We start from the raw sequence: 20,343 nt of genomic DNA, 5'->3' as shown, positions 1-20,343 counted from the left end.
TAATGGACTTACAAGATCAATTAAAAAACCTTTTTCCAGATCATAAATTTGAAGAGTCAAAAGAGGAAAAAAAACCTGATGTTTGGTTACAAGACGAACCTTTGCTTTGTAAGTATGAAAAACGCAAAGGTAAACCGATCACAATAATAGATGGTTATAATGGTGCTACTGAAGATTTTAAAAAATTAGCCAAAGAAATAAAGACTAAATTTTCAGTCGGGGGTAGCTTTAAAGACGATAAAATTATAATTCAAGGTGATTATCGTGACAAAATTATGGAATTGTTAAAAGAAAAAGGTTTTAACGTTAAGAGAGTTGGTGGTTAACATATTAATTATGTTAACCATTTTTGTTAAAATCTCTTAACTCAATTTTACAAAAATCACTTTTTTAACAAAAAAAACTCTAATTATTTAAAAATTAGACCAAATCAAAATAATATTCTTAACGTATTATTTTTTTTATTATTATTGGAGAGCATTTTTAAGTCCTTATAAATGAGCTCATATTTACATATTACAAACGGTGATACTACTACTGAAATTTTAAAAAATTTAAAAATAGAAGGTGAAATTATCACTTGGAGAGAGATGTTGTGTGAAGGAAAAACTACTACAGATGTTGGTAGCGAAGATTTTTGGAAACTACGTTTTGACTTTTTTAGTTCTGCTTACAAAATAACAAAGAAGACTTTTATCGATTTTACACTTAAAGAGTATAGAAATCTGTGTAAGCAAAATCAAGATGAAATTATTTTATGGTTCGATTACGATCTGTTCTGCCAAGTAAACTTGGTTGCTGTAGTAAGTTGGCTTAAAAGGTATAGAAAAGGCAGAAAAATTACTTTAATACAAAGTGGAAAGTCTGATAATCATGAAAAAAATGTTGGTTACGGCTACTTATCACAAGAAGAACTTTTAGATTTATATAAAAATAGAGTAACCTTAACTCAAGATGATATTGAATATGCCGATTATATATGGCAATTATACTGTTCAGATAGTCCATTACGATTAGAAACCGTTCATAAATTTAATCCTTCTTCCCCTTTCATTTATTTATCAGAAGCTATTAATGCACACTTAAAACGTTTTCCTTCATTAGAAAACGGATTGAATAGCATAGAAAATACTATTCTTGAAACTGCTAATACTTCAAACGCTAAAAATGAGAATGAATTGGTACAATCTTTATTAATAAATCAAGAAGTTTATGGCTTTGGAGACGTACAGTATGCTAAAAAGATAAAAGAGTTAAAAGGTCTATTTTCTTCATTAAATCCTGTAAAATTAAGTGAGACAGGGATTAAAGTTCTTCATAATCAATTAAATCACTATAGAGAATTACGTTCTGATTTTTCGTATCTTGGCGGGGCAAAAAAATACAGCTATTTGTATGTTAATGCTACAAACAAGCTACTGAAATTATAACATCTTAATGAAGATTAAAAACTCTGAACTTATTTTAAATGCTGATGGCAGCATTTATCATTTAAACTTGAGACCAGAACATATTTCTACTGACATTATTTTTGTTGGTGATCAATATCGTGTAGATAAAGTAACAAAACATTTCGATTCTATTGAATTTTCTACGCAAAAACGAGAATTTAAAACGACAACTGGTATTTATAAAGGAAAAAGAATTTCTGTAATTTCAACAGGAATTGGTCCAGATAATATCGATATCGTTTTAAATGAATTAGATGCATTGGTTAATATCAATTTCGAAAGTCGTGAAATTAAATCAGAACATACGAAACTAAACATAACTCGAATTGGTACTTCTGGTTCTTTACAAGACGATATTCCTGTAGACAGCTTTTTACTAAGCAGTCATGCAATTGATCTTAACGGAATGTTACAATCGTACAATACTGAAGAAATTGCTCATCCAGATATTGAAGATGCTTTTGTAAAACAAACGGATTGGTCTTCTAAAAAGGCTTATCCTGTTGTAATTTCTAATTCAGAAGAATTAGCCAATAAACTTTCTTCATCTGAAACTTATGAAGGAATTACAGCTACAGCTGGAGGTTTTTATGGGCCACAAGGAAGAGTCTTACGATTACAACTACAAGATCCTGAATTAAATCATAAAATTGATAATTTTTCATACCAAGAACACAGAATTACTAATTTAGAAATGGAAACTTCTGCAATTTATGGTCTTTCAAAATTACTAGGCCATAACGCATGTTCTATGAATGCTATTTTAGCCAACCGTGCTAATGGTACATTTAGTGAAAAACCTGGCGATATTGTTGAAAAATTAATCAAATACACGCTAGATAAATTAGTTGAATAAATGTTGAATTTAAAAGTAGGTGGTGTTCCAGAACATTTTAACTATCCTTGGTATATTACCTTAAAAAACAAAGAGTATACATCGCAAGATATCAATTTACGTTGGCAGGATTTCCCTGGTGGAACTGGTGCCATGTGTAAAGCTTTACGAGAAAAAGAAATTGATATTGCTATTGTACTTACTGAAGGAATTATCAAAGACATCATCAATGGAAACCCTTCTAAAATTATTCAGACTTTTGTTGAAAGTCCTTTAATTTGGGGGATTCATGTTGGAGCTAAATCTAAATTTAAATCTATTGACGATTTAGAACATGCCACTGTTGCAATTAGTAGATATGGATCAGGTTCACATTTAATGGCGATTGTTAACGCATATAACAATGGTTGGGATATAGATAAACTACAGTTTAAAGTAGTTAAAAATCTTCAAGGTGGTATAGATGCATTAACCAATGGAGAAGCAGATTATTTTATGTGGGAACACTTTACTACAAAACCATTGGTAGACAATGGTACTTTTAGAAGAGTTGGTGACTGCCCTACTCCATGGCCTTGCTTTGTTGTTGCTATTCGAGAAGAAATTCTAGAACAACATCCAGAAGAAATAAAAACTGTTTTAGATATTATCAATAATTGTACAGCTGATTTTAAATCAATTGAAAATATTGATGAAACACTGGCTTTACGTTACGAACAACAGTTAGAAGATATTCAAAAATGGTTATCAATCACCGAATGGAATGATGGAAAACCTATTTCAGAAAAATTATTAACCAGCATTCAAAATAAAATGGTAAACTTCAACGTTATTGAAGAGAAAATTGATTCTGGTAAATTGATTAAAATTTTATAAATTAGCATTTCTAAACGTATTAAGATGAAAAGAGTAGTATTTATTGCAATTTGTGTAGTTGGTTTATTAGGATTAACATCATGTGGAAGCACAGCTCCTTGCGGCTTATCACAAACTAAAACTAAGCAAACTCAACAAAACTATCAACAAGAGGTTGTTGTTGCAAATGCAACAGCAGAATAAGTTGATTGTTCTTTTTTCAAATTCAATAAATCCGCTTTCTTTAGCGGATTTTTTTGTTTCTAACACTTCTACACACTTTTAAAAACCTAATAAATAGGATTTTAAACTATATTTCACTAGTTTTAACTGTACTTCAATATAAAACCAGATAGAAATATGAAATCAAAAATTACTTTATCAATAGTTTTAGTTTTTATCGCATTATTACAATCACAAAAAAGTAATTCGCAAGTAGACGATGTTCAAGTTTTTGGTTTTATACACAGTTTAGTGCATCATGCTTCTCAACGAGAAACTCCAATTCCTGAAACTGCAACGTTCTACTGGGTTAACGATATTGTTCAGAGCACTTCTGATACATTTGCTGCCTCTGGTACATTTGGTCAGCTTACAGATCATGTTGATCGAAACCTTCCTCCTACACCTGGAATTGGTTACAACGGTGTTCCTGGTACTTGGGATCCTGATACTGGTGGAACTTTTACAACCTCTACCACAAATACAATTTTAATTACTGCTGCTAATTTTATTCAATATGTTCCGTCTACACAACCAGATCCTGCCGATCCTACAGCTGGACGATCTGTGGTAAGCAAAACAGAAACACTTTTTGATTGGTTAAACAACGAAAAAACAAATCTTCGCTTTTATATTTATGGAAATTGGCCTGAGATGGATTTAATGAATAGCTATCCACCTACTTTACCGACTCAAAATGAAATTGATGAATTTCATAATATTACGATGGGAACTTCTGGAAGTTTTGATTCTTGGTGGACCGATTATCAAGATGCAATTGTTGCATCAAGATCTAGTTATAATGCTCGTTTAATTCCAGTAGGAAGAATCATCAGTCAGATATTAACTTCTGTGATTCCGAATCAAATTCCGTTTGATGAATTATATGAAGATTCTGATCCACACGGTAGAGCTAATATTTATTTTTTAGCAGGAATGATTACTTATGTCGCTTTGTATGAAAAAGAAATTCCGGCTAGCTACATGCCCTCTTCAATTATAAGTCCAGTGATAAGAAATAACCTGACTCAAATTCGAAATTTTATTACTCAAGAACTCAATAACTTTAACTTTTCAAATGGAGATAGTAGAGTCTTTTACAACAGACCAGTATTAAGTACTGATGAAAATCAAATTGTAGAAAATAATATTAATATCGTACCAAATCCTGTTACTAATACTTTTCAAATTGAAAGTCAGAATAACAACACATTTGATATTTCAATTTATAATGTAAACGGACAACTATTGAGAAACATTCCGAATTACAACACAGTAACAGAATATAATTTTATTGACATCAACGCTCTTTCTAGTGGTATTTATTTTTTGAGATTGAAAGATCAAACAAACAATTCTACGATAACACGAAAAATTATAAAAAGGTAGTTTATAAAGTCAACACCTCAAATACTTATAACTAATTCTTTTCCTTTAACATTGGTACAAACTTGAAATCACCAAGTTCGTGCTTTTCAAATTCTTTAAGAGATTTACGAATTAATAAAGTCATAATTTGAGTTCCTTCGCCAACAGGAATTAAAAGCTTTCCTCCTACTTTTAGTTGACCTAATAATGCTTTTGGAATAAAAGGAGCTCCAGCTGTAACTATAATTTTATCAAAAGGAGCTTGCTCTGGTAAACCTTTGTAACCATCTCCAAAAATAAAACGCTTCGGTTTGTAGCCAATTTTAGGCAAAAACAACGCTGTTCTTTTAAATAATTCGTGTTGTCTTTCTATAGTATAAACTTCTGCTCTTAATTCTAATAACACAGCTGTTTGATAACCAGAACCTGTACCAATTTCTAATACTTTTTCACCTTCTTTAATTTCCAATACTTGCGATTGAAAAGCTACCGTATATGGATGAGAAATTGTTTGGTTTGCAGCAATTGGAAATGCCTTATCTTGATATGCATGATCTTCAAAACTACTGTCTATAAATAAGTGTCTTGGAATTTTTCTTACTGCATTCAGTACTTTTTCATCTATAATCCCTTTCTTATGTAAAACATTAGCTAATTGGTTTCTAAGCCCTTGATGTTTGGTAGTATCTCGCACAACATATAAATTTTCCGCGGGTTAAAAGTAGCAATAAATACCAAAAAAAATCTATAAAAGTGTATCTTTGTTAACACTGATTTGTAAATCAGTTCAATAAAAATAAATCCGAAATTTATGCTAAAAGCTGGAGTTTTAGGTGCAGGTCATTTGGGTAAAATTCACCTACGCCTTTTACAAGAATCTGATAAATATGAACTCGTTGGATTTTACGATCCTAATAAAGAAAATGCAGATAAAGTTGTTACAGAATATGGTTACACCTTTTTTGATACAGTAGAAAGTTTAATCGATGCTGTAGATGTTATCGATATTGTAACTCCTACTCTTTCTCACTTCGACTGTGCGAAATTAGCCATCGAAAAAGGGAAACATATTTTTATTGAAAAACCTATAACGAATACAATACAAGAAGCTGAAGCAATTCGAACTTTAGCTAGCCAGAATCATGTTCGTGGTCAAGTTGGACATGTTGAGCGTTTTAATCCTGCTTTTACCGCTGTAAAAGATATTATTGAAACACCTATGTTTATTGAGACACACCGATTGGCTGAATTTAATCCTAGAGGAACTGATGTTCCTGTAGTTTTAGACTTAATGATTCACGATATTGATATTATTCTTTCTGTTGTAAAATCGAAAGTAAAAAATGTTTCTGCAAGTGGTGTTTCTGTAATTTCTGAAACTCCTGATATTGCAAATGCAAGAATAGAATTTGAAAATGGTTGTGTTGCCAATTTAACTTCGAGTAGAATCTCAATGAAAAACATGAGAAAAACTCGTTTCTTCCAAAGAGATGCTTATATCTCTGTAGACTTTTTAGAGAAGAAATCTGAAGTTGTTAAAATGAAAGATGCACCTGAAACTCCTGACGATTTTGCTATGATTTTGCAAAATGCAGAAGGTATTAAAAAGCAAATCTATTTTGAAAATCCTAAGATAGAACCAAACAATGCGATTTTAGATGAGTTGAATTCGTTTGCCGATGCAATTAAAAACAACACTACTCCAATTGTTTCTTTAACGCAAGGAACAGAAGCTTTACGAGTAGCACATCAAATTATCGATTGTTTTTCTAAATAATAATCCAAACAACACTAAAATTAAATTTTACATGAAAAATATTGCAGTAATTGGTGCTGGAACTATGGGAAATGGTATTGCCCATACGTTTGCTCAATTTGGTTACAATGTTCAATTAATTGATATTTCTCAAGCAGCTTTAGATAAAGGTTTAGCTACTATTTCTAAAAACTTAGATCGTATGGTTGCTAAAGAAAAAATATCTGCTCAAGATAAAGAAGATACATTAAACAATATTACTACGTTTACTTCAATAAAAGATGGAGTTCAATCTGCTAGTTTAGTGGTTGAAGCTGCTACTGAAAATATTGATTTAAAACTAAAAATATTTAAAGATTTAGATGAAGTTTGTGCTGAAGATACTATTCTTGCTACAAATACTTCTTCTATCTCAATTACTCAAATCGCTGCTGTTACAAACAGACCAGAAAAAGTAATAGGAATGCACTTTATGAACCCTGTTCCTATTATGAAATTAGTTGAAATTATTAGAGGTTATAATACTTCTGATGAAGTTAACAATACTATTGTTGAACTTACTGAAAAGATTAAGAAAGTTCCTGTAGAGGTAAATGATTATCCTGGTTTTGTGGCTAACAGAATTTTAATGCCTATGATTAACGAATCTATTGAGACTTTATACAATGGAGTTGCTGGTGTTAAAGAAATTGATACTGTAATGAAATTAGGTATGGCACACCCAATGGGTCCATTACAATTAGCTGATTTTATTGGTTTAGATGTGTGTTTATCTATTTTAAATGTAATGTACGAAGGATTTAAAAACCCAAAATACGCACCATGTCCATTATTAGTTAATATGGTAACTGCAGGTAAATTAGGAGTGAAATCTGGAGAAGGTTTTTACGATTATAGCGAAAGTAGAAAAGCAGAAAAAGTGGCTAAAATGTTTTCATAAAAATAGCTAAGCCTACTTTTTATAATATAGAAAAAGCAATCTAAAATATTTTAGATTGCTTTTTTAGTTTAATCGCCTATTGGATTTATTTCTTGTGGTGGAGTTTCTGTACCAACCCAAGTAATTAAAATCTCTCCATTTAATGTTTGCTCTGGACCAGCACCAAATGAATTTCTTAATTTCACATCAACAAACTTAATTGCAATCTGAAATTTCTGAGCTAAAATTTCTTCATTAGGTTCAAATATTTCGCTACGAGTTACATCTTTTGTTATTGTTCCATTAGCTCCAAAATTAGGTCTAAAATCTTCTAATTCTCCACCAATAGGAATTTGTAAACTAACATCTGCTAAATCTCGTGGATTATATACTTGAAATCCTGGATCGAAAAAATTTTCAGAAAAATCGACTATAGTAATTTGTGGTCTTAAAACAACATCATTAGAAATTAATGGATCATCTACTGGATCAAATCTATCATTCCAACGTCCACCAATAGTCAACAAAGTACCACTGTCGTTCATAAAAATATCATTCTTAACCAAGTCTAATCTTGTAATATTATCATTAAGTTTAAGATTATGATCAACTATATAAAAACCAGGAAAAATGAATCTTTTTACAACTCTACAAGATTGATCATCGACAGACGAAACATCATAAGAACCAGGCAAAGGATTATCAAATTCTCCTTCGTTACCATTTAATTGCCCTACTCTTCTTCCTGGATAAGCTGCATTACCTGCACGCATATTGTTAACTTCTAAAGGAGTAATTGAGTAATTCTCAAACTGAGTTTCGTAATTTGTAACATGAGAAACTGAGAAAAAACGCTCTACTACGTTAGATTTAAATTCTAAGTCACAAAAATTACCTGATGCATTTCCATCACCTCCATTTTCACCCCCCATTTCATCTTCTGAACTACTACAGGCTATAAAAAAAACAGAAAGTAATATGAAAGTTATTTTTTTAAAATTGATTTTCATTTGAATTCTTTTTATGTTCCTAACAAACTTATTTTTAAATCAAAATCTAACCAATACCTATTAATAGTGATTTTTTATTTTGGATATAAAAAAAGGAACTCAAAATTGAGTTCCTTTCTTTTTTTGGGGTATTACATGTTAAAATGTAAAAGGGGAAAAACATTATAGTGTATAAATTGGGGATTATACGAACTATTGATACTTTTATTTTTTAAAAGGGTGCTTATTATTCTTTTTTACATAAACTGGAATCTTTTGTACATTCATCTTAGGATTCACAGTTTCAAAGATATTCGCGATTAATTCATTTAGGATTTCAAAAACTTTCATAATTTCAACTTTTAAAGGGATTAACAAACTTTCTTACTTACGTTTGCTAAATTACAAAGCTTTTCAAGTTTAGAAATCGTTTTTTAGACTTCTAGTAGCTATACAATCGATAAACGGTAAGTATTCGTCGTTAAATTAAATTAAAGAACTCATTTACTGTTTAAATAGACGTAATAGCTACTTTAGTCTTACAAAAGAACTATTTGAAAATCAGTTTACCTTTCATTTCATGTTCTTTAGAGCTTATCTTGTAGAAGTAAATTCCTGATGCAAGTTGTTTTCTATTGAAGTTTATTGCATTGCTACCTACTTTAGCAGTTATATTTTCGTTATGCACTCGTTTACCTAATACATTAAATACTTCAAAATTGTATTTATTGGTTGTATTTGAGTTAAACGTGAACACAGCATTAGTTTCTATTGGATTTGGACTTACAATTGCCTTTTCAATTAAAGACTCGTCTTTTATAGAAGCTGTACTTTGTTTTGAGAATTTAATATTACCAATGTCTAAAGTTTTCTGAACTGTAGTTCCGTCTTCAGCAACAAGTGTAATGAATAACATTTTCACATCGTTTAAATTCACTTCACCACTTAAATTAGACATGATATCACCTTTATACATAGTATAGCTTGTTGTATTCTCAGTCAAATTCACTGTTATGTAAGGTTGATCGTTCCAATCTGCAACACTCTCTTTAACAAAGATCATTTTCATTTGTCCATCTCCTTTTGCATTGAATGAAACTTGATCGTATTCAGATAAATCTACTTGTTCAAATTTTGGCGTTAAAGATCTGTAAACAGATACATCTTGATTTGCAGTTGCTGTAAACGAAATGTTTCTTTCAACTTTATAAACACCATCTTCATCTGTTTCATTATTTGCGATTACATTAAATGAATCTACAAAAGTTTTAGAACTATCATCAACTCCCCAAGTTCCATCAGAAAGGAATAAATCATCTGGAGTTATATCATAACGATTACGAAGTCTGAATCCGAAGTCATAAAGGTTTCCAATATCTAAAGTTACATTGTTTATATAACCTGTTAAATCTACATTAAATGTTACTGCTTCTCCTGTGCTTGTTTCAGTTACTCGTTTATTTCCTTCAATAACTACTGTTGATGGTCTTAAATTATTAATGATTTCTAAATCAATCTTACCACCTCTTCTATAAGCTGCTTTCTTAATAAATACTGGTGGAGCATCTGAACTTCTATACTCACTAATTGGTTTTTGAACTTCTAATAAACGTAAAACCTCTACCGACATATTGTATAAATCATCTATAGAACTTGCCCAAACTTGGAAATTGTAATATCCGTCATCTTCATACTGATCTAAATTCCAGTGCGATTCTACAATAAACGAACTATTATCTGCCGATTCTCTTACTGAAAAACTTGCTACAAATTCTATAGAACCATTTGGTTGTTTAACTCTAGATTTGATAAATAATTCATCATTTACATCCATGTTAGAAACTGATAATAATTCAGCTCCTGTAAATCGGTCACAAATATGTTTTGTATGCTCGTAAACTTTATCTTCTGTTTTTAGAACTAGTAATGTTCCGTATGCCTGATTGTCTCTCATATAATCTACAGAAACTAACTCAGTAGCATTAGTAATTCCAACTAAATCACTTGGAGAACTTTCAACTGCAGTAGCTCCTGGAATAATATCCATTGGTACAAAATCCCAAAGTGAAATATTTTGATTACTAGATCTTCTTGCATAGAAACTATTTTTCTCTACTTTTCTAGCTTTTGCAGCATCGAATTTGTAATTCTTTTTTATTCTATTAATGTTTCTCTGATTAATTTGTTCAGATAAGCGATTGTTACTTTCTAATCCTCCGTTATTACCTGTTGAAGTTGGGGTAATATCTGGACAAGAAGCTACTCCTGAACAAGAAGGATCATCACAATCTACTAAACCATCACCATCATCGTCTACTCCATTAGTACAATCTTCTTGGGGTACTGGCGCAGTTGGGCATCTTGCTCCATCGTTTTGAGAACTAGAAGGACCAAATGCAAAAAGATTAGATGTCATGTCTAAACTACTCGTTACATTTTGAACAGCATATATGACGTAAACTGTTCCTGTTTGATTAGCTGACACATAAAAATTTCCATCTACATCAAAATATACTGCTCCATAAGTATAATTTAAACCAGACAAAATTGGAACTTCTCCTAACGATGTTACGTTTCCATTAGAAGGATCGATTTTATATAAAATGTTAGAGTTTTTCTCCACAGTATATAACATATCATCTACAGCATTGAATGCCCAATCGTGGTTTCCTATACTTTGAGATAAAGTTCCAGTTCCTATTTTAGTTAAATAATTAGCTGAAGCTGGATCTAAATCAATCATATAAAAAGAGTTTCCTCCTGATTTTAGATAGTAAATCCCATCTTGATTAACATCTCCTACATAACTGTAAGATGCTCCTGCAACAGTATATACTGTCGTTTCATAATCATTTCCAACTCTTATAATGGTATTTCCGTCTGTAGATTTTAAAGAACCCCAGATGTAGCCATCTTTTTCGTTGTATCCTACGCCGTTGATCACAAACGTAGATAAATTGATTCCATCTAAAATAGCATTTCCTGAAGCTAAATTTTGAGCATATACATCGTTGCTCTGAAATAAATAGGCTTCTTGAACACAATTGAAAGGCTCATTTGTTTGTGAAGTTAAATCCTGAAAAGTGAATGTTAAGATAATTACTAGTATTAAACTCTTTAATTTTGAGTAATAATTCTTCATGGTAAAAGTCGTTTATTGGGGGTTTAACAAAATGTTTATCACCAATTTACGATTTAAACCTGTAGATTACACAGGAAAAATACTGTTTCGTAGTTATGTTTCGTTTAATAACTTTAAAAAATAGATCAATGGTATTAAAAACACAAAAGGAAGCCTTTAATAGCTTCCTTTTGCGTTTTATCGATAGATTATGATTAATTATCTTCTTTCTTATCTTTATCGTCTTTAGACGCTTTATTCCATATTTTAATTTTGTCTTCTAAAGTAACTCCAGATTTCACCTCGATATTTACTCCATCAGAAATACCTAATTCTAATTCTTTCTTTTCGAATTTCCCATCTCCTAATTCAATTTCAACATATGGTTTTTCTGTTTTCTTGTCGAATCTCAATAAAGCTTCTTTAATAGCAAGAACATCTTCTTTCTTGTCTAATACGATATCTGCGTTTGCAGAATACCCTGCTCTAATAAAGTTACTATCATCTAAAGTTACATCTGCCTTAATTTTAAACTGAACAGCTCCGCCTTCTTCAGTACCTTTTGGAGCGATGAAATTTAATTCTGCAGGAAACTTCTTATCTTCAATAGCTCCTAATGAAACCTGTAATTTAGTTCCTCTAATTAATTTTCCGACTTCAGATTCGTCTACTTTTCCTTCAAAGATCATTTTATTCATATCGGCAATAGTTGCAATTGTTGTACCTGCATTAAAACTATTACTCTGAATTACTTGATATCCTTTTTTAACTGGAATTTCAACAATCATTCCTGAAGAAGTTGCTCTAATATTTGTGTTCGCAGCGCTTCCTAATCCTGCAGTTGTTCCTCTTTTTACAATATCCATATTAGATTTTGCATTAGATAAACGTTGCTTTGCATTATTAAATGATAATTCTGAATTTTCAAATTCTTGTCTAGAAATTACTCCTTTTTCAAAAAGACTTCTATTTCTATCAAATTGCGTTTTAGCATTCTCAAATGAAAGTTGCGCATTTTTAATTTCGTTATTTGCAGAGTTTAATGCTTCTACATTTGGCACTACTCTTACAGTAGCAATTAAATCTCCAGCCTTAACTACTTGTCCTTCTTCAACTAAAACTCTATCTACAATACCTGCTATTTGTGGCTTAATTTCTACTTCTTCTAAAGGAACTACTTTACCAGTAGCTACTGTTTTTTTAACGATCGTAGTTTTAAAAGGTTTTTCTGTTTCGAATTGTACTACGTTCTTCTTATTCTTTTTCGCAAACCAGATTAAAACGGTTGCAAACAGAATTGCTACAATTATTAATATAATTTTGGCTCTTTTACTCATTGTATTTGTTTATAAAGTCTGATTATTATTTTATTCTTCTCTTAATGCTTCGATTGGTTTTATTAGTGTTGCCATATAGGCTGGTATTAATCCTATTGAGGTTCCTAATACGATTAGTATTCCAAAGGCTATTAATATGATTGGAATATTTACTGTTGGATTTAATAGTGCAGCATCTGGTCCGGTAGCAAATGCTTTATCTATGAGATAGAGAATTAGTCCTCCAAATATAATCCCCAACATACCTGCAACTACAGTTAAGAAAATAGATTCTAATATTACTTGTAATCTTATTTCTATTGGTGTTGCTCCTAATGCTCTACGTATTCCTATTTCTTTAGTTCGCTCTTTAACTGTAATTAATAAGATGTTACCAATTGCAAAAACCCCTGCAATTAAAGTTGCTATTCCCACAAACCAAGTTAAGAACTGCATACCTGTTAAAAAACCTGTGAATTTTCCAATTTCTTTACCTAAATTAACTCCTCCTAAAGCTTTATTATCTTCAGGATCTACCTTATGCAAGTTTTTTAATGCTAATTGGATATCTAGCTCAAATTGTTCTATATCTACTCCTTCTTCAGCGGTAATCATCATCCAATCTATTCGATTACCTCTATTATAGACTTGTTGAAAAGTAGTGAACGGTATATATGCTGTATCTCCGTCAAAATCGATTGCTCCTGATTTATAAACTCCTACAACTTTATAGTTTACATTATTGATAATGATGTATTGATTAATTGGATCTTCATTTTTCTCAAATATTTGTTTATAGATATTTTCCTCTATAACAGTTACCTTGGTTTTATTTTCAATATCGTTTTGATTTAAAAACCTTCCATAAATTAGATTCTTTTTTTGAACCTTATCTAACACAGGATAATCACCACTTACTTGAAAATCTCCAGATTTAAATCCATTTACAATTAAGTTCATTGTTTGACATCTTGGAACAATATATTTTAATCGTCCATCAAACTCCTCCTCTAAAACTCTTACATCTTTACTTTTTAACTGAATTCTTCTTCCTTTCTGGAATCCTTTAAATGGTTTCTCTGTTCTGTTAGTCCAAACTACTAAACTATTTGTAGCAAAATCTCCAAATAAGTTTTTAAAGTTGTTTTCCATTCCTCTTGCAGCTCCAAGTAGTACTACTAACAAAAATATTCCCCAAAGCACTCCAATAATTGTGATTATAGTACGCGTCTTGTTTTTACGGATTCCTCCGTAAATTTCTTGCCAAGTATCTGAATCAAATAAAAATTTAATCATAATTAATCTGCTCTTAGTGCTACAATTGGTTTAATCTGTGCTGCTCTTTTTGCTGGTAAATAACCGGCAAGTAAACCTGCTAATATTAGGATGATTGTTGCTCCTATAACTATTCCAGGACTTACACTTGGATTATAAATGAAATACTTTTCTAAACTATCTCCAATTTGATCCAAAATAAAGGTTCCGAGTAATAATCCGAGATAACCTGCTAAACCTGTTATTAGTAATGATTCTTTTACTACCATACTAATAATTGAAATTGGTTTTGCTCCTAGTGCTTTACGGATTCCGAATTCTTTTGTTCGTTCTTTAATAGAGAAAATCATGATATTACTAATTCCAATAATTCCTGCTATTAAAGTTCCTGAACCTACAAATATTACAATAAAGAATAATGCTGCTGTTAACTGTCCAACTCCTTTATTTGCTTCTGCCATATTTCTAATAAATAAAGCACTTTGATCATTAGGATGAATATCTAATCGTTGTTTTAAATCTCTTTCTAATCCGTTTCCGAAGGCCAAAGCTTTGTCTATTGTTAATCTTGGATTATAACCAATTAAGATATTATCAATAAAATCGTTATTTCCATATAATTTTTGAGCAGTAGTAATTGGCATATAAATGTTACGCTCTTCTCTATCTCCACCTTCATCAGAAAATACCCCTACAATTTTATATGAAATGTTATTTACATTTACATATTTCCCAAGTGCTACGCGTTCTCCAAATAAATCTTTCTTAACTAAGCGACCAATTACAATTACTTTATTTTTCTGATTTAAATCTAAAGCATTTATGAATCTACCTTCATCTATAATTGTTTTCTCTAAATATCTATGATCAGGATGTACAGCTCTAATATTATAATTGTCTTGATTATTTTTATAAGCAACTTGAGCACTTAAATATTTTCTAGCTGAAATATGTTGAATTTTATCAGAATAATTATCTACGATGTAGTCTAAGTCTTTATTCCTTAATTTAATTCGCCTACCAGATTGAAGTCCTTTATATGGTTTAGTTGTTTTCCACACTCTAACAAACATTGAATTATTTGCGTCATCAACAAAAGCTTGCGTAAAAAAGTTTTGTAAACCATTTACAATACCAAATAACAAGGTAAATAATAAGATTGCGAATGAAATGGTAAATCCAGAAAGTATTGTGCGGAGTTTATTCTTATTTATACTTTGAAAAATCTCTCTCCAAGAATCTATATCGAACATACTAGTATACTTTTTTCAAATCTTTTTGTTTGGTATACTCGTCACTAATAATAACTCCATCTTTCAATCGAACAATTCTGTTCGTTTGTTCTGCTACATCTTCTTCGTGAGTAATTACAAAAACAGTCATTCCTTCGTCATTAATTCCTTTTAAAAGATCCATTACAGAATCTGTTGTTTTAGAATCTAATGCTCCTGTAGGCTCATCTGCTAAAATTACTTTAGGTTTTGTTACTAAAGCTCTAGCAATAGCAACTCTTTGTTTCTGACCTCCAGACAATTCATTAGGTAAATGATTTGCCCATGGTCCTAACTCTACTTTTTCTAAGTATTCTTGAGCTATTTTCAAACGTTCCTTTCTTCCCATTCCTTTGTAATAAAGTGGTAAAGCAACGTTTTCGACTGCTGTTTTGTATGATATTAAATTGAACGATTGGAAAACGAATCCTAAGAATTTATTTCTTAAAATCGCTGCTTTCTTTTCGTTTAGATTTTCTATTAGTTGTCCGTTTAAGTAATATTTACCTTCATCATGACTATCAAGTAGACCGACTATATTTAATAAAGTTGATTTACCAGATCCTGAAGATCCCATGATCGATACAAACTCCCCTTCTTTTATATGTAAATCTAGTCCTTTTAATACATGAAGTGATTCTTTTCCTATCGGATAAGATTTATGTAGTCCTTCTATTTTAATCATATGGTTAGTTAATTTTTACATTAAGTATATGGTTGCATAATAAATCTTATGCTTTTATACATACTTACAAACACAAGACGCTAACTTTCAATTTTTGTTACAAAAAGTTATTGTAATTTTGAAAAAAACTTTTTCAACTCTGTTTATGCTTGATTTTCCAGCAGATAAAAAAATAATAATCTTTGACGGTGTTTGTAATTTATGCAATCAAAGTGTTTTAAAGGTAATTAAATTAGATAAGAAAAACGCTTTCCTTTTTACTTCTTTACAATCAGAAATAGGAAAAGAAGTACTTGAACATTTAAAGATAGATACTTCAAAAATCGATTCTATTATTTTGTTTGATCCTAAAGGAAAATATTATATCAAATCTTCTGCTGCACTAAAGATTATGAGTAGTTTTAATGGTTTTTGGAAATTAACTCAAATTTTCTGGTTAATTCCAAAAGCTTTACGTAATCTTGTCTACGATTTTATAGCTAAGAATCGTTACAAATGGTTTGGTAAGAAAGATCAATGTATGATACCAACACCTGAGTTAACGTCAAAATTTTTGAGTTAAATGGTACAAGATTTAAAATGCGTAATCTTTGATATGGATGGCGTAATTATAGATTCTGAAGAATTACATAAAAAAGCTTACTATCAAGTATTTGAATCATTAGGATTAGATGTAAGCGAAACACTATATACTTCATTCACTGGTTCCTCTACCTTAAATGCTTTTCAGAAATTGGTAAAGCACTTTAATCTTAATGATGATCCTGAAACATTAGTTCTAAATAAGAGAAAACGATATATTGATTTCTTTGAAACTGATCCGAATTTAAAACTTATTGATGGTGTAGAAGAACTAATAAAGTACTTTTTTAACAAGGGTTATGTTTTAGTTTTAGCGTCTTCTTCTGCCATGGTAAATATCAATCGTGTTTTCGATCGATTTGATTTACAACAGTATTTTAAAGTTAAAATTAGCGGCGCAGAGTTAAAAGCTTCTAAACCACACCCAGAAATATTTCAAAAAGCTGTACATTTGGGAGGATTTAACAAGGGGGAATGCATTGTAATTGAGGATTCTGACAATGGAATTCAAGCAGCTAATGATGCTGGTATTTTTGTTGTTGGTTATGATAATCCCATAGTAACCAACCAAACATTAAAGAATGCCGACATGGTGATCTCTGATTACAAGCAGTTAATTGAATTATTTTAATGAAAGCAACGACTTTAAAGGCATTCATTATAACGCTTGTGTTTATTTTAGCGTTTGGTGGATTGTCTATATACATATCTCATAAATCTGAATCTAATGCAGCGGAAAAAAATGTCGCTGAAAAATTACAAATTGTAAAGAAAGTTAGAGATCAGATTGATTCTATAGATTTTGATTCTAAAGTGGAAGATCAAACTATGGATCAAGTAATTTCACTTTTAGATGATCATCAACTTCACGGAAAAAGTGGAGCCAAGCTTACTCATTTTGATATTCAAGAAATTGAACAAGATTCTGATCTTATTTTTCCTCAATCTTTTGTATTATTCTTAGAATATTTTGGAAACAAAGCACAACTGTATGGGAAATATTCTTTAAGAGATATTAAAAAACCAATTTTCTTATCAGAATGTATTGATGATATTTCTAGAAAAGTTGCACATGAAGATGGTGATGAAATTAGTGCCAATTCAATACTTTGTTTAACTTCTATAAATGCTAAAAAAGGTATTTGGTGTTGGTTAGTTGATAGTGAAAACTCTGAAAATGGTGAATGGCCAATAGCTTTTTTCAATAAAGCTGATCAGAAACTTTATTACGAAGTTGAAAACTTTAATGAATGGTTATCGTTTTTAATCGAACATAAAAACAGACCGTACGACGTTACTTATTCTGAGGATGACGCCATTAATTCTGCTGACTAAAGCTTCTTCTTAAATCTTCTTATTTTAAGTTCTCAAGAATAAAATCGATAGTTTCATTTGTATTATTATTCTCCCCAAAAGAATCAGTTATAAACTTTGAGGAAACCGCAAAATTATTCTCTATTAAATACTTTATTTCATCTTCAAATTCTAGAGATACTTTTCCTGTTAACAAAGTACTTAAATCTCTACCTTCTCTATAAAAATTATAAATTTTCTTTAGCCCGGTTAGGTATAGATAATCTTTAGTAAAACCTCCTCCTCTATAAGCTCTTAACGTAATATAAAAAGCTGATTCTCTATTTAAATCATACGTGTTATGTAATGATCTAAATGTTTTTGAAAATGAATATCCTTTGGCTAAACCATTCACTGCTAAAACACGATATGCTAATTCTTTCAACCTTTTTAAAGTAAGATTGCCAGACATATATTCACTAAAAACAGCTAAACCTTCTTGTGTTTCTTCGTTATTAGGAAAACCATGAGAGAATATTTTTAAAGTATGCTCTAGTGCATTCATGGTAGTAACCATATGCACACCAATTTCATGATTCGTTAAAATAGCCATTTCATTTTCAGAATAAGTATGATGACTATTTACCACTAAAGTTTTTGTACTATTTAAAACCATAGCAATAGCACTCATGGTAGAAGAGTGTTTGATATTGTAATCAAAATCGTAATGCTTTCCGTAGTCTCTAAAAATTGCTTCTGCTTCTTTTGGAGAATATTTTGGCTGAAATTGAGGGTCAGTTTCACTATCATCTTCAAAATGTAAAATAAACTTAGCGTTTTCTACATCTGCTTCCGTTGGTGAACCAAAAGAACGCAAACTATTGTAGTAAAACTTCTTTCCTTCACCAATTGTTTCTATACATTGAATTAATCCTGAGTAGAAATAAATGATTTCTTCATATAAATTTCTAATTTTTTCGTCTTCGATAGCTTCTAAGTCTAGAGCAAAAAACTGACTGTGTAACTTAAACTTATCGAAATCTCTTTCAGGATATTTAAATGATGGATCTGTTAGATATTTAGAAGCAAAAAACTTTTGTTTTTCTTCTTCAATATTTATTGGATTTACATATCGTAACAACTCGATTTTCTTAACAAGTGTATCGATTTGTTTATCTATATCTAATATTTTCTGTGTTTTGGTTGAAGTCTCAATCATCATTTTCAAAAACTCAATACTGCAAAGTTAAGATTTATGTTTAGCATAAAAATCGAAAGCATGTTCTTTTAACATGTCATCTAAATATTTTTTTACTGCTTTTACTACTTCTGGATATATAATTTGATTGATTTCATCGCAATATACTTTTGCTATTTCTGTGGCCAATACAAGTGTATTTTTAAAATTTGAAGTTATAAACTTTAGAAAATATCCATTTCCTTGAAAAGTATCATTTATTTTAGAAGTTGAAATTATTCCGTTAGGTAAAGGCATTTTTTCTAATAATAATCTCCAACTTTCAATTTCGTTTTTGAATCTTTCTTGATCTACATTTGAAGTTCCTAAATTCCATGTTGGCACTTCTCTATCCCAACGTTGCCAATTATAACTATGCATATCATAAACGATACAAGCTCCAAATTTACCTTCTATCTTCTCTATAAGTTTATATACTACTTTATAGAACGTTTCATGCTTTTTAAGACTCTTAATTTTCATCTCTTCTGCCAAAGGAGTTTTCCACAACTTCTTTCCCCAAGCATCTTCATAAATAGCATTATCTGGCGCACGGTTTAAATCATACTCAAAACGAGAATCCAAACCTGAAATTACAATTGGATGAGATGAAACCACTTGTTTTGTACATGGATCTTCTTCATACCAACGATCGTATTCAGAATGTAAACAATTATCCCAAAGTTCTTTTCTAAATTGATGTCCATCATGAACAGCGGCACAAACGTAAGGCTGATAATCTTCAATCTTTAATGTGAATGAATAATCATCAGAAACTGCTTCAAACATTTCTTCGGAAGCTATCTTTTGTATGATTTCTTCAACCGAAAGTTTTTCCATTATTTTAGAATTTTCTGTAATGTTTCAAAAATTTTCTTTTCGATTTTATCCACAGTTCCATCAGCAAAAAACACCTCTTTAATATCATTTATTAAAGCTCTTTTTTCCTCGTTAGAGTAGTTGTTCGTAAGTAGGTATTCTTTAATATTTTCAATAATATCTTCTTCTTTATCGAAGACAATTTGTGTATGTACTTTATTAAATGTTTTTTCGTCTACTTTAGAAAGAATGTATTCTCTTTCCTCTTCTGTTTCTAATAAGTTACATTGAGCTGCATATAACAAAACATATGCTTCAAACTCAATTTTAGTCCAATCTATACTCATAT

21 protein-coding genes are annotated in these 20,343 nt (G+C 30.5%); 11 read left to right on the top strand and 10 right to left on the bottom strand.

Features of this window, described 5'->3' with window-relative positions:
- Positions 1 to 2 precede the first annotated feature (2 nt).
- The 6 genes from Q1A15_RS18060 to Q1A15_RS18035 all read left to right on the top strand — a co-directional run bounded on the left by Q1A15_RS18060 (position 3) and on the right by Q1A15_RS18035 (position 4,752).
- Positions 3 to 326 carry a translation initiation factor gene (locus Q1A15_RS18060; protein WP_299627339.1) on the top strand — a complete coding sequence of 108 codons (324 nt, stop codon included), beginning with the start codon at positions 3 to 5 and terminating at the stop codon, positions 324 to 326.
- Between the two features lie 171 nt (positions 327 to 497).
- On the top strand, positions 498 to 1,430 hold the full coding sequence (locus Q1A15_RS18055; RefSeq protein WP_299627337.1) for a DUF1835 domain-containing protein: 933 nt from the start codon (positions 498 to 500) through the stop codon (positions 1,428 to 1,430).
- Positions 1,431 to 1,437: 7 nt separating this feature from the next.
- Entirely contained in the window at positions 1,438 to 2,307 is an 870-nt protein-coding gene (locus Q1A15_RS18050; RefSeq protein WP_299627335.1) for a nucleoside phosphorylase, read from the top strand.
- A complete protein-coding gene (locus Q1A15_RS18045; RefSeq protein ID WP_299627333.1) occupies positions 2,308 to 3,162 on the top strand; it encodes a substrate-binding domain-containing protein in 855 nt (284 codons plus the stop codon).
- A 24-nt stretch (positions 3,163 to 3,186) separates the two neighbouring features.
- Positions 3,187 to 3,345 (top strand): hypothetical protein, encoded by a 159-nt coding sequence (locus Q1A15_RS18040; RefSeq protein WP_299627331.1) that lies wholly within the window; start codon positions 3,187 to 3,189, stop codon positions 3,343 to 3,345.
- A 156-nt stretch (positions 3,346 to 3,501) separates the two neighbouring features.
- A complete protein-coding gene (locus tag Q1A15_RS18035; RefSeq protein ID WP_299627329.1) occupies positions 3,502 to 4,752 on the top strand; it encodes a T9SS type A sorting domain-containing protein in 1,251 nt (416 codons plus the stop codon).
- Positions 4,753 to 4,783: 31 nt separating this feature from the next.
- Here the strand turns inward: Q1A15_RS18035 and Q1A15_RS18030 are convergent, their stop codons facing one another.
- Positions 4,784 to 5,425: a protein-L-isoaspartate(D-aspartate) O-methyltransferase gene (locus Q1A15_RS18030; protein WP_299627327.1), complete on the bottom strand. Its 642-nt coding sequence runs from the start codon at positions 5,423 to 5,425 to the stop codon at positions 4,784 to 4,786.
- A gap of 117 nt (positions 5,426 to 5,542) precedes the next feature.
- Here Q1A15_RS18030 and Q1A15_RS18025 point away from each other — a divergent pair, with 117 nt between their 5' ends.
- Positions 5,543 to 6,508: a Gfo/Idh/MocA family oxidoreductase gene (locus Q1A15_RS18025; RefSeq protein WP_299627325.1), complete on the top strand. Its 966-nt coding sequence runs from the start codon at positions 5,543 to 5,545 to the stop codon at positions 6,506 to 6,508.
- A gap of 31 nt (positions 6,509 to 6,539) precedes the next feature.
- Positions 6,540 to 7,427 (top strand): 3-hydroxybutyryl-CoA dehydrogenase, encoded by an 888-nt coding sequence (locus Q1A15_RS18020; protein ID WP_299627323.1) that lies wholly within the window; start codon positions 6,540 to 6,542, stop codon positions 7,425 to 7,427.
- A 68-nt stretch (positions 7,428 to 7,495) separates the two neighbouring features.
- On the opposite strand, the gene Q1A15_RS18015 is transcribed toward Q1A15_RS18020, so the two are convergent.
- The 6 genes from Q1A15_RS18015 to Q1A15_RS17990 all read right to left on the bottom strand — a co-directional run bounded on the left by Q1A15_RS18015 (position 7,496) and on the right by Q1A15_RS17990 (position 16,063).
- On the bottom strand, positions 7,496 to 8,416 hold the full coding sequence (locus Q1A15_RS18015) for a hypothetical protein (protein ID WP_299627321.1): 921 nt from the start codon (positions 8,414 to 8,416) through the stop codon (positions 7,496 to 7,498).
- A gap of 529 nt (positions 8,417 to 8,945) precedes the next feature.
- On the bottom strand, positions 8,946 to 11,537 hold the full coding sequence (locus Q1A15_RS18010; RefSeq protein WP_299627319.1) for a T9SS type A sorting domain-containing protein: 2,592 nt from the start codon (positions 11,535 to 11,537) through the stop codon (positions 8,946 to 8,948).
- 194 nt (positions 11,538 to 11,731) lie between these two features.
- Entirely contained in the window at positions 11,732 to 12,853 is a 1,122-nt protein-coding gene (locus tag Q1A15_RS18005; protein ID WP_299627317.1) for an efflux RND transporter periplasmic adaptor subunit, read from the bottom strand.
- Positions 12,854 to 12,883: 30 nt separating this feature from the next.
- Entirely contained in the window at positions 12,884 to 14,125 is a 1,242-nt protein-coding gene (locus Q1A15_RS18000; RefSeq protein ID WP_299627433.1) for an ABC transporter permease, read from the bottom strand.
- Positions 14,126 to 14,130: 5 nt separating this feature from the next.
- Positions 14,131 to 15,360 (bottom strand): ABC transporter permease, encoded by a 1,230-nt coding sequence (locus tag Q1A15_RS17995; RefSeq protein WP_299627315.1) that lies wholly within the window; start codon positions 15,358 to 15,360, stop codon positions 14,131 to 14,133.
- A gap of 1 nt (position 15,361) precedes the next feature.
- On the bottom strand, positions 15,362 to 16,063 hold the full coding sequence (locus Q1A15_RS17990; protein WP_299627313.1) for an ABC transporter ATP-binding protein: 702 nt from the start codon (positions 16,061 to 16,063) through the stop codon (positions 15,362 to 15,364).
- Between the two features lie 145 nt (positions 16,064 to 16,208).
- Here Q1A15_RS17990 and Q1A15_RS17985 point away from each other — a divergent pair, with 145 nt between their 5' ends.
- The 3 genes from Q1A15_RS17985 to Q1A15_RS17975 are packed head-to-tail and all read left to right on the top strand — an operon-like array spanning position 16,209 to position 17,980.
- The gene (locus Q1A15_RS17985) at positions 16,209 to 16,625 is read left to right on the top strand and encodes a thiol-disulfide oxidoreductase DCC family protein (protein ID WP_299627311.1); all 417 of its coding nucleotides are present in this window, start codon (positions 16,209 to 16,211) and stop codon (positions 16,623 to 16,625) included.
- Positions 16,626 to 17,276, top strand: coding sequence for an HAD family phosphatase (locus Q1A15_RS17980; protein ID WP_299627309.1), 651 nt, complete (start codon positions 16,626 to 16,628; stop codon positions 17,274 to 17,276).
- Positions 17,276 to 17,980 carry an SMI1/KNR4 family protein gene (locus tag Q1A15_RS17975; RefSeq protein WP_299627307.1) on the top strand — a complete coding sequence of 235 codons (705 nt, stop codon included), beginning with the start codon at positions 17,276 to 17,278 and terminating at the stop codon, positions 17,978 to 17,980. Before Q1A15_RS17980 ends, Q1A15_RS17975 begins: the two co-directional genes overlap by 1 nt.
- Before the next feature lie 19 nt (positions 17,981 to 17,999).
- Here Q1A15_RS17975 and Q1A15_RS17970 read toward each other — a convergent pair whose 3' ends face one another.
- Genes Q1A15_RS17970 through Q1A15_RS17960 form a run of 3 tightly spaced genes read right to left on the bottom strand, consistent with a single transcriptional unit; the run spans position 18,000 to position 20,341 of the window.
- On the bottom strand, positions 18,000 to 19,160 hold the full coding sequence (locus Q1A15_RS17970; protein ID WP_299627305.1) for a tyrosine/phenylalanine carboxypeptidase domain-containing protein: 1,161 nt from the start codon (positions 19,158 to 19,160) through the stop codon (positions 18,000 to 18,002).
- Positions 19,161 to 19,184: 24 nt separating this feature from the next.
- Positions 19,185 to 20,015: an N-formylglutamate amidohydrolase gene (locus tag Q1A15_RS17965; protein ID WP_299627303.1), complete on the bottom strand. Its 831-nt coding sequence runs from the start codon at positions 20,013 to 20,015 to the stop codon at positions 19,185 to 19,187.
- The gene (locus Q1A15_RS17960; protein ID WP_299627301.1) at positions 20,015 to 20,341 is read right to left on the bottom strand and encodes a hypothetical protein; all 327 of its coding nucleotides are present in this window, start codon (positions 20,339 to 20,341) and stop codon (positions 20,015 to 20,017) included. Before Q1A15_RS17960 ends, Q1A15_RS17965 begins: the two co-directional genes overlap by 1 nt.
- Positions 20,342 to 20,343 lie beyond the last annotated feature (2 nt).

This window comes from uncultured Tenacibaculum sp., from assembly GCF_947495995.1.
In the GTDB taxonomy this organism is placed as follows: Bacteria; Bacteroidota; Bacteroidia; order Flavobacteriales; family Flavobacteriaceae; genus Polaribacter.
This window is presented reverse-complemented; position numbering and strand designations above follow the sequence as displayed.